This window comes from Variovorax sp. GW821-FHT09D04 (assembly GCF_059416405.1).
The window spans coordinates 784,583-798,946 of record NZ_JBWKPA010000001.1 but is presented as its reverse complement, the minus strand read 5'-3'; the positions used below and the strand labels follow the sequence as shown (position 1 = coordinate 798,946).

Here is a 14,364-nt window from a genome sequence, read left to right as displayed (position 1 = left end):
GCATCGCCCAGATGATGGGGCTCATTCCAGGTTCCCAAGACAGTACCGCGTCTCGTCCGCACGGCGGTTGGCCAAGCCTTGGACGAAGAAGTAGACCTTCACCCCGGCCTTTGGGTCGATGCGGCTCGTGAAGCTCCACACGAGCTTGCCGTCATCGCCGCGGGTCGCGAAGTAGCATGCGCCCATGTGGAAGCCCGCTAGCCCCATCGTGATTGCAGGCCAAACCCTGGACGATGAGGAGGCTTGGTGGCACGAGTTCATGGACGAGTTCTATGACCTGTGCAACGGCGCAGTCGATGGCGACTGGCTGACCATGATCTGCTACGAGCTCTATCCGCTCGCGCGCAACGTCGACCCGAAGCACATGGCACAGATCGCCCACGTCATCCTGAAGTTCGAGCCCGCGGAGTTCGTGGAGCGTCAGCACGCGGCCCGCGCCCAAACGCTCCACCTGAAGGCGTCCGGCCCATGGAAGTCTCGCTGCCCGGGTCCGTGGCGGCAGCGCGGGTAGCTCAGGCCTCGACGGGCCCGGTGTCGAACAACTCGAAGCTGATCTCGCACAGCCGCCCTTGAGGCGGCTTTTTCATGGGCACTCGTTGATCTGCGATCCGATGTCGGAATCAGATTGGCTTGCTGACGCTTGTCGCCGCAGAAGGGAGTGCTTTGAACGAGGTCAATGCTTGGACCTGAAGCTCGAGGTTCCTGACCTTCTCCTCCAGCTCGCTCCTCTTTGCATTCCGCACGTCGAGCACGTTGTCCATCGCTGTCATGAACAGAATGAACGGCACTCCGAACAAGTTGAATATGTGCATCAACAGGACCAGCACTTCACCACGTGTAGGTCCAGTGGTGGAGTGCCAGAACAGCCAAATGCCGAAGGTGGAGTTGACGACGAGCACGATCAAAAAGACGATCTTTATCCATCGCTTCCAGAAACGAACCAGGTTGTCGCGCTTGCTCTCCTCAAGGGCGGCAATAGGTATCGAAAGACCGACGAGCGCGATGATTGTGCCGACGATGAAGCTGAGGAGCGAGAGATCCATGGTGCCTTGCTGAGTGCTTGTTCAGTACGACTATATCCACGGCGCCCTCCCGGCCCGCTACCACCGCCCATACAGGATGATCTGCGACACCTTGTTCGGAGCTCACCGTCTCTGGGCGGCTTTTTCGTGGGCGCCGATCCGTCGCCACCGGGTTCCGTGGGCTCCCACAAATGGGGTATTGGGTCTGCAAGACCTTCCACTAGATTTGGCCATTCCTAGTTGGAGGAGATAAGGATGAGGGTCAATCACCTCTTTGCGCTCGCAGTCTTGCTTTGGGTCGGCTCACCGGGTCACGCATCCCCCTCAAGTGACACTTCCATTGCGTCGCCTCACGGCTGCGAAGTCATGGCGAAAGATTTGGAAGGAATGAACAGCCTTCCGAATACCCTGGAGGTAAACACCGAGCGTGCGGCGAAGTTGTACGCATACGCCAACCGAGGCTGCGGAAAAGCCACCGAGGCCCACAAGAAAGAATTTCTAGACTCGTATCGCCAACTTTCAGCAGAGTGCAAGCGAGCCAGAGGCAGAAACTGCGACCCTTTGAATGCTCTTGAACGCCCAACGGTTCAGGCGAGCGGGGCCAATTCCGTGCCCCCGGATAACAGCAGAAACCGCCTCAAGGCCGGGAGCCCTGCGACAAATGCCAGTAGCGGCGCGCGCCCTATCTGGCCGTCCGACATGGAACCCGGCAACGTCTATTTCGTTGTTGAAACCGGAACCGGACAAGAAGAGTATGCGCCAATCATGGTTTCTGCCCTTAGCGGACAAGAGGCGGTGGCGCGGGTACAAACTGCTCGGGCGAAGGACCGCTCTATGACCGCTGGTAGCTACAAACTCCTCGCAGGCCGCGAGTGCATCGGTCCGGCATGGGGCGCCGTGGTCCAAATACACAGCGCTTGGTGGGGCGGCGCCTGCGCCAACACCCCGGCTGCAGCCATCGAAGGGGCTTACATCGCTTGTCGGCAGCGATCCCCCCAAGGCCAGGACTGTGGGCAATCTCAAGTTGACATCGTGCTGGTGCTGAGCGGCAGCACCTCCTGGAATCCAGCAATCTATCAGATGGGCAATTCCGAGTTCGGACGATTTGGCTCCTACGCTGCAGAGACCTATATGTCCCAGTACACGACCCGCCCAGTTAAAAGCATGCTGCAGGCACTCACCGGTTTCGATAAGGCGTGTGACGATAGGCGGCCTTGCTACAAGACCTCATCGAACATGCGTTGTGTGAACAGCTTTGATCCGGGGGAAAGCATGAAGTGCCTGGACCGTAATCTGACGCCCAATGGCCTGACGGGCTCGATACGCAACAAGATTCAATGACACACCGCGAGCATTGAACTGTCAGCACCCTGAAAACAGAGCCGGCCTCGAGTACGCGCTGACGGAAGTCAAGTCGTTGTTGGCGGCTATTGAGCCAGCAGCGCCCGGTCGTTCTTCACGGTGCCGAGCAGAAGCTGCACTTCGTTGTCTCGCCCTTCAACAACGGGTCGACTCCGCTCAAGTAGCTGAAGGCAGCCACATAGGACTTTAGTCCAATGCGCTCGATGGAACGCCCACCTAGGATCGCGCGTCCTTGGAGGGGTCTTCTCATGTCATCTGCTTCCCGCGCCGCGGGCCTCAGCCTTCGGGTGCAGCTCAAGCTCAACCCAATATCGCGCCTCATGCTGAGCGCAATGCTGCCCGCAATCCTTTTCGCCTGCGGAGGCGGTAGTGGCGGGGGCGCGCCATTTGCCCCCATCGCCGTGGCGCCTACTCCAGACATCCCGCCGCCCCCACCGCCTCCTGAGCCGCCGGCTGCACCGCCACCGGCCGTTACTCCGCCGCCAGCAGCACAAACAACGACCCTCGTGCCCAGCGTCGACAGGCTCGCGCTGTCAGCAAACAACCCGCGACTGAATGCAGCACTTACAGGCGCGATGCGCACGATCACCATCACGAATACGGGGCTCCACGATGCCAAGGGGCTCACGGCGGCTGTCTCGCCGGCGTTGCCCGCCGGAGCCTCGTATTCCACGAACTGCGGCGGCGTGTTGCCATCCGGCGGCAGCTGCCAGGTCACCGTGTCGCCCGGCCTGACGCCCACGGCGGCGGCGCTGGTCGTGGCACCCGCGCCGTCCACGCTGCGTGTCGCGGGCGACAACACCAACCTCTCGATCACCGACATCCACATCCTGAGCTATGGAAGCGTGTACCAAGCGGGCTATGTCTTCAACCTGGACGACACCACGGCTCCAACCGGCAGCGTTGGCGGCAAGGTGCTGGCCCTGTCGCCCGCCTCGAACGGAGAAATATGGGGCCCGGATGGGTCGACCACCGGCGTGCCCTACGGCGACGGACGGGCGACGACACAGGCCCTCGTCGCCCTGTTTCAGGGCCAGTCCTCGGCGGCGAAGACCTGCACCAGCAGTTCCGCTGGCGGCTATTCGGATTGGTATCTGCCGGGATTGTGCGAAGTGTTGGACTGCAGCCAGCCAATGGGCCGCACGCTGCTGACGCGGTATTTTGGAAGCGACGACCCGTCGATCTTCTATTGGCTGGCGGACCCGCAACCCCAGGGGAATCCGCCGTCGGTCACGACCGCCAATTCGTACAGTGTTTCCGGGGTCAACCATGTGACGCTACGCAGCAACCTCAAGCCCACTCGCTGCGTGCGCGATCTCTCGAACTGATCAGGCACACGGGCGCTTCTATCGAAGTGGCCGAGAACACGCCTGGCGTGATGGTGGCCGCGGATGACACCGAGGTGCCGCTGCAATGAAATCTGGTTACTTGCGCTTCTTGTTTTGGTACAACTCCATCGCAGAGTTCGCAAAGTCGTATGCGACGGCGTGGATTGGCGCCTCTGGATTTTTTGCACACACCGTGTCCAAGACCCTATTGATTAACTTGTGATTGGGCACCGCTAAAACCATCTTGTCTTCGGAGCCATCCGAGTTCCTGCTCGACAGATAGCCCTGCACCCAGGACTGCACCATCGCTTCCGTGAGGACCTCGTTGTCCTGCTGCGGTGTCTTCCGGACCTGTAGCCAGACATCGCATTTCACGACACCGATACCGCCAATAGCCGACTCGGCCCAAGCCAAGCCCGTAGCAGCCAGCATGACGGCCAGAAGAATGTATCGAGTGGATTGCATGAACCCATTGTCCACTGCGCGCCCAATTTCAAAAGCCGCGCACTACAACCTGCTGGGTGTCCTGCTCGATGCCCAGCAAGGGCTACCGGTGGCGCTCCATCGTTGTTGGCCGTCCGGTACATCGCTTGCCTCGCCAGCTATGGCAGCCTCGATTGAGTTGTGCTCGCGCGGGTCAGTAACCAGTGCACCGGCGTTCAGCAGCCGAGCGGTGTAAATGCCAGGCACATCTTTGTGGATGTCGAGGGTCAAGATCATCGGGCTTCCAAGCGAGTTGAATGATGTTATCGCGAGCGACAAGCATGCTCCGTTGCCACGAGCCCGCTGTAGGACGGACTTGCTCGCCATCTCAACGGGATCGATCTCTCAGATGGGGCATATCGCCTCCTCTAATCCGGAGTTTCTTGCTTAGCATTCGCTTGCCCGTTGAAAGAGTGACCTCGACTTGAAGGAGCGGGCCATCGAAACGGCTTAGCATATTGCTCCCAACGCGGTGGCTCAACGTAACGGGCTGGTACGCCTCGAGCTTGAGCGGCTTGTCCTTCATGAGGTCAAACACGACGGCTCGATAGCGAAAGACCTGATAGAACGTGGGTCGCGCCAACGGGTGCTCAAGATGCCGTCGCCATACATAAGGCCGTGAGTACGCTTGCTTCGCATAGCACTCCACGACGTAGACGGGCACCTTGCTCCTGTTGGTGATGGTCGTACCGATGGTCTCGTGCGCATCCTCGCCAAATCGGACACTAAATTTCGGCTCAACGTCGAGCGGCCGCTGCCACCGCCTGAACTGCCAAACGATTCCCACAATCGTCGCTAAGGCACCCGGCAGCGCGAGTATCTTTCCGGCCGCCTCCAAGTACTCCATGTGTCTGCCTATAGATCAAGCGACCAGAGTCGCATAGTAGTAGTCGCCGTCAAGCTTCAGTAGCGTCGATTTCGGCACCATTTCGCCTGTCGTGACTTTCGCAGACGCAACCTTGACGGACGGGTCGATCGTCCTGGCGTACAAGTGATAAATCAAAATGAGCAGTGCCCCAAGGGCGTTCAGTGCATGCTTCAGAGTCGCCTCGTGAAAGTGTGCGTCGCGCTGATGTTTGACATTGTTGTAGCTCCGCCACCAGAACGGGTTGGCGGGTGGCGGAACAGGTTGACCAGGCGCAGATGGGCCAGGGTGGCCCCAGTTGTCCCACGGCTTGAAGCGCATCCCATAGCGCGCAATGACTATTTGGTCGTTGGGCAGGTCGGGAAGAGCCGCAAGCAAGATATCCCGGTAGTCGTTGATATTGCCTGGTCGGGCCCCGGGGTGGACGACCTCACAGAGCAGCTTTGCGACCACATCGACCTCAGATGCCGCTGCAAAGAGTAGGTGTGCCAACTCGATGAAGAAGACGTCTTGATTCCTGTCGTCAAATTCCACGTAGCGCGTCATGACCTCTAGGTCGCGCTCAAGCGCCAGGAAGTAGTTCCAATGAAGCTTGCCTGGGGAAACGTGGATGGTCACGGGCGCTGTTCTTGAATGTGTCGCAGTCTCTTACTTTACATGCCTAGGAGCGGGAGCCTTTGCGTCGAACGCCAGCCGCCATCCCCTTGTAGGGATTCGCCACTCGGCCGACCTGCGAGAACATTCCCCTCGGCGCCTTTGCCGGACCGTTGTCTCCTCGCCTGCTACCTTGCGGGTGATTCGCCCGCCGGGTTCGCCCGAGCGGGCTTTTTTATCGAGGAAAGATCGGTGCGGCGATCAGCTGTTCGAAGACATGCGGGTCCTCGAGGTCGCGTGTCCCGTCGCACAATGTGACCGGAAAGGCGAACGGTGCGGCCAACGATGCGCGCGTTTCCAACTGGATGTAGACCTTCGCAGGGCCATCGTCGGCCAGGATGGTAGTCACAGCGACAACGTCATCACGCTGGCGAACAACGGCTTCGAGCTGTTTGGCGACTTGGGTTCGAAGCGACTCGTGCGTGGCTTGCTCAGCTGTTTCCGCCGCCTCGAATGGCGCAACGAGTTGGCGCCTTCCGTCCGCGAAGAAGGCGATCCCGAATGGGGGAAGGTCTCCCATCTTGTTGAGGATTGCTGTCGCCGCTTCCGCTGAACTGTGCACCGCACGCGCGGCTAGGTCCTCAGGCGATTCGTCAGTCATGGTGTTCGGCTTCCTGATCTAACTTCCCGCGCAGGAACATCCCTGCGCTCCAGACGGGGATTCTGCACCCCCTATAGGGTTCGACCCCTCGCCATGCGCCCGGAACACTCGCGAGCATGGCAACTCGCAAGCCGACCAAGAAAGAAGAAGCGGCTCTTCGGGCAGCGCGCCAAGAAAGCATTCTCCGACCTGGTCTACATGAAAGACGTCGAGCTCGAGACTGCCCGAAGACCGATCGCTATGGCCGGAGCGCGTGGCCGGAGCCGCCCTGCACACCTGGGTTGCCAAGGGCCCGGGCGAGGAGTCCGGCATGACGGACACAACCGCGTGACCAGGCTTCGACCAACTGCCGGGGCTTTCAAGCGGCCCCCGTCCCCTCATCAAGGCGCTTGGTAAGCTTGACGGCAAGACCGTTCTTCCACGAATCCCGAATAGCTGTCGTCGTGTGCAGCTTCTTTGATGGGTTCCCTTTTGGCGTAAGGCCAAAGACACGCAAGCAGATATCGCCAGACGTACGTGGATCCGCATACACCACGAACACACCCGCGGAATTCTCGTGCCGCTTTACGAACGAGTGGACGCGTCCATCGACGATCCGCTCGAAGCCCATGCCTGCTAGACGCTCCACTGCCCATTCAATGCCTAGCGGCCCCTCGCCGTCGGCCCTGCGATGAGGACGCCATCTTGGCTCCGAGTCATCGATAAGAACTGCGGGAAGATTGGGGTCGATCAAATACAGGGGCTCTACAGCAACGCGTTCTTGATGCCGGTCTTGGCTCGCCTTCTCGGCAGCCGCTTCAGCCTCGGCAAATTTGCCATTGAAATGCGCTCGAGCGATGGTTGCGGAGACTTCCATTACCCGGCACTTCCAAGTGTTGCCCCACCCCGTTAGATGCCGTCGAAGCCCTTCTGGCAGCGTATAGCCACTGGCATAGGGGCTCGACGAACCGTCACCACAGAGAGGGCAATAGGCACTTCTTGTCAACCCGCCCGACGCCCCCTCGACGGGCTTCGCGAGTTCGATGATCTCTTCGACCAACTCGTGAGCCCACCGCCTTCCCGCTTCTCGGCTGTCGCAGAGGTAGAACCCATTCAAAAGTCGCGGAAACGGATCCGTTGTCATGTCCAAGACCAAATGGCGCACTTCGGAAAGTTGGGCCTCGAGGTGCGCAATACGTGCTTCGCGCGGATCAGCGTCCTGAACGTGGTGGTAACGAATTCTGCTCATAGACGTAAGTCTTCCTATAGCCCGGGTTTTGTCAACGGCGGCAACACCCAGCACACGTTAGCGCCGCCCACGCCCAACAACGACGGAAATCTGAAGCCGCGCCAGGGCATGGGTCACCCAGTCGGCGTGTCACTTGCAGATGATGCCGGCGACGCACGTTTATCAGCGGCAACTGCAAAAGCTTCCGCTCGAACGACAACACGGTGAACAGAGATCACGGTGCGCGAGGCAACCCTCATTGCGTCCATGTCGCGAATCCCAAAGAATGAGGTTCATCGGAGATTCATGAATTTAGGGGTAGGAGAATGGAATGGTTGACGATCCTGATGCTCGAAAAGCCCAAGGCGGTCAGGGGGTGGGGCAAGGCGCTCTTCAATGCTGGGGGGCTTGCCACGATAGTGGGAATCTGGGGGGTGCTCGCCCTCCGGGCAATTGCGGTGCCGGCCAAGCTGCGAAGCACCAACGCCGTCACGCGCAGTCTGGCCGATGCCTACCCCGCGTTACCCACCTGGTGGATTCCTGAAAGCGCGGCTGGCTTCGCCTTGAGCATTGGCATTGCTGCCGTGGGCGTGTGGCTTGTCATGGCCACCAAGCACGTCAATCGCACCTTCCGTTGATGAGCCGCCGCGGCCGAGCACGAAGCTGCACGCGATGCCTACAAGTGCTTCTGGCCGCAGCAGCACTGATCGTCAGCGGAGTCTCTTCAGCGAATTATCCATGTTCCGGTGGGAAAGGTGGAGTCGCCCGGTGCAACGGTGCGCTGTTTATCTGCAATGACGGATCGATCAGCGGCTCAAAGAAGAACTGCTCGGCCGAGCTAGGCGCGCCGGCGCTCAACCTGATCGCCCCTCAACGTGCAGCGGCCGGGGGCGATTGCTCATGCCGCTCGAACAACATCTGCACGGGCCCACGTGGTGGCCAGTACTGCTTGAGCGACACCGGCGCGAAGAGCTATGTGCGGCGCTGATGAAGCTACTGCGTCGTGACGCAAGGCCGCGCGCGCACTGTGCTTGGCCGCCTGACCGATCACCATCAGGAGCGACCATTCCCCGTGAGAGGGACTGAAGCTGGACGCCGTGGCCACGGGCTTCCGCACCGAAGTCTCTGGTCTTTCCCGCCAGCAGATCCTTTAGCGTGTTCACGACCGCGCCGGGCAGTTCGAGCGCCAAGGTTGCCGGCCACAATTCGTGTGATCACCATTTCAGCTTGGAAGGCCCAAGGTGCCCAGAATCTTGTTGCAGCAGAACGGCGTTGTGCGCCATCTTGCCTCGGTCAACGTTACACACGACGGGTCGATAAAGCTCGACTTGGTGCGCAATGGCCAAGGGAGCGTGAAATGGACTCGGACGGGAGTAAATGGGCATGCGGGCCCGACAAACCACCTCGCGGTCGAGGAGCGAAAGACCAAGTCGATCACCATCCATACCACCGGGCGAATCAACTACCACTTCCATCCCAAACACTCTAACTACGCGCCATGCTTGATGGATCTGGAAGGGCCCGTGCCTGTTGTCATGTATTCGATCCCAGCACTCGCGCTGCTCGACGAGCAGGTAAAGCCAGAGTCTGCAGATTTTCTTGAGGTCATCCCCGGTGAGGCAGTCGGGAGATTGAGCTTCCGCTTCGATATCCTGCCGGCAGTGAGTCCGCCTGAAAAGCAGGAGCTTTGCCGATTCGGAGTTGAAGGCCTGTTCGCTCTCTCATGCATTGCCTCCTCAGGCAATGGTGGTGTTCCGCTTGGAGGCGGAGTCCCTGAAAGTGGATTCACAACCGTTCGTCCAACCGGGATGCTGCCTTCCCAAGTGATTGCAGAAGAAGTCGCTTTTCTCCGATTCCATCGGGCGAGGTACACCAGCAATTTGAGCGGCAACGTTGCTTCAGCACAGTCCGCCGAAGAAAGCGACGCATTGCCAGTGGAAGCGATGATCGCACTTGGGCCGTTCGTCTATCCACCCAATCAGCAAGGCGTGTGGACGTGCATCGCCGCGGCTCCAATGCGGGTGGCGCCAAAACTTGAGGTTGTGTTTGCAGATACCCGCTACGAGGCGCATGTAGAAAATGCGAATCATGCGGATACACGACTGTCCACTGTCAGGGTGCGATTCAAGGTCTTCAACAAGATAGCAAGCGCGTACGAAAAGAAAATCGTGGAGATTGTGTCCATCGCACTCGAGACTGGGTTCTAAAGTCACCGGGCAGCGAGTCGGTACCCTACTGGACCGCGCCGAGGCATGGACCGACCTGGACAAGCTGCGCTACTGGGCGGTGATGGGCGCCGGCTACTTCGACCTGGTGCCCGGCTTCGACGGTCAGCCCAACGCGATCCCGCGCTCGCTCGACTTCGACAGCATGGAAAAGGCGGACTTCAGCGAGCTGCACCGCGCGGTCGACGCGTTCCTCTGGACGCCTCGAAAGTTGCGTCTTCGGCGCTTTTAGGGGTTGCGCCCGCAACTTGCGCAACTTTGCCGTCCGCCTTCAGTTGCGCTCTCTCTGCTACTTTCCGCTGCGCATCAACCTTCGTCCAGTTGTCGCCGTTGGCCTTCTTGAACACCACCTGACGCGAGCAGCCGAGCTTCTTGCGAGGCCTTCGAAGGTCAGCGTGGGATCGGCTTCCCAGGCTTGGCGCGCTTCCTGCCATTGGTCGGAGGCGAGTTGCCATAGTGGGCTCAGCGGGCCCGGAGCGCTGAAATCGGAGGCCCTGGCAACGAGGATGTAGTCGGCCAACGTAAACACGACGAGCTGCGCGGAAACAGGCATTTAGGTCAGTTGCTCGCGCGTGCTAACCATTTGATTCGCAACGGTTTTCACCAATTCCAACTGCGCGGATAGCTTTCCGCGCAGCGCAGATTCAGAGATGCCGAACTCTCGTGCGAGGGCTCGCGCCTTCTCACCTTCGAGGACACGCTTCGCGATCTGCTCCCACTGCTTGTCGCTGAGCTTGGAGGGACGTCCCATGGCAATCGTCCAAAAAGCGCAAAAGCCGCCCTGAGGCGGCTTCTACGACTGTGCGAACGAGGTTAGTGGGGGGTCCGTCCCCACATTTCGAGAACGTGCCAACCCAAGTACGCAGTGACGCCCAGAATGAGGAACCTGAACTGCCACGAGGCGGCCTGCACTGCTAGTCGGTTGTGCTTCTCGGCAATGTCAGTAAGCGCTTCTACGCCGATGGCGATGCCTTCCGGATGGCGCCCCACAAGCGGGTCGCGGCCATCTCGCAGCTTCAGAAGGCCCATGTTGACGTTTGCAACCGACGCCACCCTGTTGATGTGCACGCAGCCGCACCAAAAGCTCGCCGCCCAACATGCCACTGCGAAGGCCAGCGGCACCTGTAGTGGCGTAAGGGTTGCGTCTTTAGTCTGCGTCGCGGCGAACCCAATGCACGCGCCAACGGCCGCGAGCAGGAAGTATGTGTACTTCTCCAGACCAGCACGATGGTGGCGGTACAGCTCGAGTTCGAGATCAGCAGACATCGCGGCCCCTTGGTTGGTGTCGCGAGATTCTAGGAGGGGGCCGCGTCCGGCGTCCCTCGGACATGCAGGGTGTGAAGCCAAGCCGGAAACCGTTTCGAAACGAGGCATTTGAACGTGCCCACAAAGAGGTTCTACAGAGGGGCGAGCGCAACCTGAACAGTTTAGAAACGCTATGAAGGATTTTTAAACTATGAGATCGCTCGGATGACCTCGACCCCTGACCAGGTGCCGCGAGTTGATCTACAACGCCAGCTCCCGAAGCGGCCCAGAACTTTCTTCCTCCACCCTCCTCCTTTTCGTTTCAGGGCCGGCCGTTGCTTGCTCATCGCCTTACCAGTTTGGCCATCGCCGCTATCCCCGCGCCGGCAAGGTTCTGCGCAGGGTCGTCACGACACGCGCTGTCGACCATCGTTCGTACTGCAGCGGCATCTGGAAGATTGATCGTCTTGCCTCCGGGCATCGCAAGCTGCATTGCATTCATCCCAGAAAGGAAGCCCTGCATCCAAACCGTTTCGTTGATAGTCCAGCTATCCGCGCCCGTGCGCATCTGCTTGGAGCGCGCCTCGCTCCAGTGGCCACAAGACATACTTCCGACTCCGACGATCTGCCCTTGGGCGTATGTGGCTGCGCTCCCTACGATCAGCGATGTGATCGCGATGACTCGTCTAACTTTCATAGCCCTTCTCCTCCTCGAATGCTCGTAGAAGGAACGACTCTGCCGTGAGTTGCCTACCTGAAAGGCGGCGAGGACCGTCTAGCGCTGCGCGTGAGAAATCTACGATGACACCAGCACAAGGCCGTTGCGACGCATGGTTGACTGGATGTCCAACCCGCCGATCCTTTGCACGTAGCCAACGTCGGACTCTCCAACCCACCGCGCTTCGCCCAGTAAGCGCACGGCCGCGGCCTCGTACGGAATAACAAGGGCCTTGATGCGCTCGCGCAAAGCCTCCGCCGCGTCACCCACCTGTAGACCGCTTGTGGCGCCCCTAGCCGTCTGAACCACGAGACTTGCTGCCAAGTCCGCCAACTGCCCTTTCTGATCTTCTACCTCACAGAGAAGGGCTGCTGCAGTTGCTTGAAACCGCACAAGATCCACGGCGGTTCGGTATTGCATCTTCAACCTCCTGTAGACACGTCGAATGCGCGAAGAGACATGCGGCCGTCGGCGGTGCGCGGCCCGGTGCTCGGCCGGCTCAGTTCCTTGGCCTGGTAGTTCGACACCGTGCGGGCCAACACCTTGCCGTCCAGCACCGTCGTGCTTTCAACCTGCACCATTTGCGGGGCCGCGCCGCGGATGGTCGGGTTGCCGAATGCCGCGCCGCCACCGTTGGACGCGAATTCACCAACGGGGTTCATCGGCTTCGATCCGCGCCTGGCCTCGTTACCCCACGTCTCCGGCTTCTCTCCGATCAAGCCACTGATCATGTTTCCGAGGGGATTGAGCGGCGAGTGCTTGTAGAGCCAACCAACACCGGAGACCAACGTGTTCACCGCCTTCTCGTTGTCGGCAATGAACGAGGAAACGCCACGCATGAATGTGCTCGAGTTCGTCAAGATATTCGAGAACGCAGGCAACATCGTGATGCCAAAATTGGTCTTGAAGTCTGTCCACGCAGCAATGAATTCGGACTCTTTTCCAGTGAGGGACTTCTTCCAAGCTTCGATGGTTTGCTCACCATTCATTGCTCGGTTAGCCATGTTGAAATCGCGCATGACTTGGCCTTGCTGCGTCGTAAACGTAGCGGCCAAGTTGCTGCCGGTTCGGTTCGACAACAGTCTGTTCATGAACGAGATGACCTCAGAGTCGGTCTTCGCGCCCGCGGCCTTCGCTGCCGCGGTGCCGTAGGTCATCAGCCACAGTCCAGGGTCTTCCCGGGCCATCTTTTCATCTTTGATTGAGGTGATCTGTGTCGAGCGAGTTTGCTTCGAGCCGACCGCACCGCTGACTACCGTTCCGAGAGTCACAAGCCCTGCCTCTTGCAGCGCCGCCATTGTCTTCTTTGTGGTCCGACCTGCTACCAAGTTCTGATAGAGGGACATGATCGCAGTACCAGTCGTCGCACCGCCCTGCTCTTGAGCCACAGTCATCAGGCGCATGACGCCCTCAGCACTGAGGCCCTTCGCAGCCGCTCCGCCCTTCTTATAGAACTGTTCAATCCCTGCAAAGTCAAGTGCACCACCAGAGCCGGTGATGAGTTGCTGCACGAAGTTCAAGCCCTTGGCGAAATCCGCCGGGCTATCGGTCAGCCCGCGCATGTCGTTGACACGTGAAATAGCTTGAGAAGCGCCCTTGTCGATCACTCCGATTTTTCCGGCGAACAGCCCAGAGTTCGCGGCGTTGAGCTGAGCGATAAGCGGCGCGACCTGCCTAGCTGAATCTAGAGAACCCAGCATCCCGACCGACTCGCGCACGGTATCGAGGGTGTCCTTGCTGGAGACACCAAAAATGCGCGAGCCCCGCGCGAAGGCGCTGGCCTGCTTGTTGACCTCGTCACCAAGATTCAGGGTCTTGAAGCGGACGAAGGCGGTTTCGTAGTCCTTTGCGGCCTGGTACATCGAATTCGCCACGTACACCGTGGCTGCGGTAGTCGCCAGCGGCACGATCGCACCGCCCACCCCGAAGCCCATGGAGCCAACACCGATGCCTCCGGGGCCCATGCGGATGTTGCCGCCGTGCAGCCCGGTGTTGTTCCAGTTGCCGCCAGCACCACCACCGCGGCCATCGCGCCGGCCTCCACCGGCTGCAGCGCCTGCAGCCGCCGTAGCAGCCCCACCGCCGCCTCCAGAGGCCCCAACTGCAGCCGCGCCCGCCAAGTGGGGCATGGTCGCCGCGTTGGCGCGCAGGGCCGCCATGTGCTGATTCAGCACCGAGGCGCTGCGCGTGGCGCGGTCCATGGCCACGGCGGATGCGTTCGAGGCAGTCGCGATGGCGCGCAGACCAGCCGCCTCTGCGCCGATGGTGCGCAGCGTGCTCTTGTAGGCGACCGTCAGCGCTTCGATCTTCTCGAAGTCGCGCGCCAGCAACGCGAGCTGCGGGGAGACAAGGTTGTTCAGCCGGAGCGTGATGCCCACAGAATATGCTTCAAACACCACTCGTCCTTTCGATCACCGGCGGGTAGTCAGCGGCTCTTGCATATCCATACATGAGGCAAAGCTCACGAGGTGCGGTGAAGTGTTCGCCGTCGTAGTGATAGCCGATCGCGACCATCACGCCCGCCGGGACCTCAACCATGGTCGCCCCGGCTGAAGTACCCGATGATTTGAGATCGCCTTCGCGTTCGATCAAGTTAGTGACCACGCCGCTTTCGATATGTGCATATGTCATTTCCTGTCCTTCAATGTGCATCG

The 14,364-nt window shown here is 60.0% G+C and carries 18 protein-coding genes; 7 read left to right on the top strand and 11 right to left on the bottom strand.

The window, feature by feature from the left end; all coding sequences use genetic code 11:
• Nucleotides 1–184: 184 nt before the first annotated feature.
• Nucleotides 185–511 (top strand): hypothetical protein, encoded by a 327-nt coding sequence (locus AC07O4_RS03640; protein ID WP_495303782.1) that lies wholly within the window; start codon nt 185–187, stop codon nt 509–511.
• 109 nt (nt 512–620) lie between these two features.
• Here AC07O4_RS03640 and AC07O4_RS03635 read toward each other — a convergent pair whose 3' ends face one another.
• Nucleotides 621–1,043: a hypothetical protein gene (locus tag AC07O4_RS03635; protein ID WP_492734768.1), complete on the bottom strand. Its 423-nt coding sequence runs from the start codon at nt 1,041–1,043 to the stop codon at nt 621–623.
• A 345-nt stretch (nt 1,044–1,388) separates the two neighbouring features.
• Between AC07O4_RS03635 and AC07O4_RS03630 the strand changes: the two genes are divergently transcribed.
• Nucleotides 1,389–2,363, top strand: coding sequence for a hypothetical protein (locus AC07O4_RS03630; protein WP_495303781.1), 975 nt, complete (start codon nt 1,389–1,391; stop codon nt 2,361–2,363).
• Nucleotides 2,364–2,890: 527 nt separating this feature from the next.
• The gene (locus tag AC07O4_RS03625; protein WP_495303780.1) at nt 2,891–3,712 is read left to right on the top strand and encodes a hypothetical protein; all 822 of its coding nucleotides are present in this window, start codon (nt 2,891–2,893) and stop codon (nt 3,710–3,712) included.
• Between the two features lie 96 nt (nt 3,713–3,808).
• Here AC07O4_RS03625 and AC07O4_RS03620 read toward each other — a convergent pair whose 3' ends face one another.
• From AC07O4_RS03620 to AC07O4_RS03605, 4 genes are all read right to left on the bottom strand, one after another.
• Nucleotides 3,809–4,177, bottom strand: coding sequence for a hypothetical protein (locus AC07O4_RS03620; protein WP_492734771.1), 369 nt, complete (start codon nt 4,175–4,177; stop codon nt 3,809–3,811).
• An 880-nt stretch (nt 4,178–5,057) separates the two neighbouring features.
• Entirely contained in the window at nt 5,058–5,678 is a 621-nt protein-coding gene (locus tag AC07O4_RS03615) for a hypothetical protein (RefSeq protein ID WP_495303779.1), read from the bottom strand.
• 211 nt (nt 5,679–5,889) lie between these two features.
• Entirely contained in the window at nt 5,890–6,315 is a 426-nt protein-coding gene (locus AC07O4_RS03610) for a hypothetical protein (protein ID WP_492734773.1), read from the bottom strand.
• 358 nt (nt 6,316–6,673) lie between these two features.
• Nucleotides 6,674–7,543, bottom strand: a complete 870-nt coding sequence (locus AC07O4_RS03605; RefSeq protein ID WP_492734774.1) for a hypothetical protein — start codon at nt 7,541–7,543, stop codon at nt 6,674–6,676.
• A gap of 314 nt (nt 7,544–7,857) precedes the next feature.
• Between AC07O4_RS03605 and AC07O4_RS03600 the strand changes: the two genes are divergently transcribed.
• The 4 genes from AC07O4_RS03600 (at nt 7,858) to AC07O4_RS03585 (ending at nt 9,979) form a co-directional block, all read left to right on the top strand.
• Nucleotides 7,858–8,160, top strand: coding sequence for a hypothetical protein (locus tag AC07O4_RS03600; RefSeq protein ID WP_492734775.1), 303 nt, complete (start codon nt 7,858–7,860; stop codon nt 8,158–8,160).
• The gene (locus AC07O4_RS03595) at nt 8,160–8,510 is read left to right on the top strand and encodes a YdcA family protein (RefSeq protein WP_492734776.1); all 351 of its coding nucleotides are present in this window, start codon (nt 8,160–8,162) and stop codon (nt 8,508–8,510) included. Before AC07O4_RS03600 ends, AC07O4_RS03595 begins: the two co-directional genes overlap by 1 nt.
• Nucleotides 8,511–8,775: 265 nt before the next feature.
• A complete protein-coding gene (locus AC07O4_RS03590; protein WP_492734777.1) occupies nt 8,776–9,729 on the top strand; it encodes a hypothetical protein in 954 nt (317 codons plus the stop codon).
• Nucleotides 9,698–9,979, top strand: a complete 282-nt coding sequence (locus AC07O4_RS03585; protein ID WP_492734778.1) for a DUF1367 family protein — start codon at nt 9,698–9,700, stop codon at nt 9,977–9,979. The genes AC07O4_RS03590 and AC07O4_RS03585 overlap by 32 nt, the downstream gene beginning before the upstream one ends.
• A 321-nt stretch (nt 9,980–10,300) precedes the next feature.
• Here the strand turns inward: AC07O4_RS03585 and AC07O4_RS03580 are convergent, their stop codons facing one another.
• The 6 genes from AC07O4_RS03580 to AC07O4_RS03555 form a co-directional block, all read right to left on the bottom strand.
• Nucleotides 10,301–10,498, bottom strand: coding sequence for a helix-turn-helix domain-containing protein (locus AC07O4_RS03580; protein WP_495303778.1), 198 nt, complete (start codon nt 10,496–10,498; stop codon nt 10,301–10,303).
• Nucleotides 10,499–10,560: 62 nt separating this feature from the next.
• Nucleotides 10,561–11,013 (bottom strand): hypothetical protein, encoded by a 453-nt coding sequence (locus AC07O4_RS03575; RefSeq protein ID WP_492734779.1) that lies wholly within the window; start codon nt 11,011–11,013, stop codon nt 10,561–10,563.
• A gap of 322 nt (nt 11,014–11,335) precedes the next feature.
• Nucleotides 11,336–11,689, bottom strand: a complete 354-nt coding sequence (locus AC07O4_RS03570; RefSeq protein WP_492734780.1) for a hypothetical protein — start codon at nt 11,687–11,689, stop codon at nt 11,336–11,338.
• A gap of 99 nt (nt 11,690–11,788) precedes the next feature.
• On the bottom strand, nt 11,789–12,130 hold the full coding sequence (locus tag AC07O4_RS03565; protein WP_495303777.1) for a hypothetical protein: 342 nt from the start codon (nt 12,128–12,130) through the stop codon (nt 11,789–11,791).
• 2 nt (nt 12,131–12,132) lie between these two features.
• Nucleotides 12,133–14,088 (bottom strand): hypothetical protein, encoded by a 1,956-nt coding sequence (locus AC07O4_RS03560; RefSeq protein ID WP_495303776.1) that lies wholly within the window; start codon nt 14,086–14,088, stop codon nt 12,133–12,135.
• Between the two features lie 10 nt (nt 14,089–14,098).
• The gene (locus tag AC07O4_RS03555; RefSeq protein ID WP_495303775.1) at nt 14,099–14,341 is read right to left on the bottom strand and encodes a hypothetical protein; all 243 of its coding nucleotides are present in this window, start codon (nt 14,339–14,341) and stop codon (nt 14,099–14,101) included.
• Nucleotides 14,342–14,364: the final 23 nt, after the last annotated feature.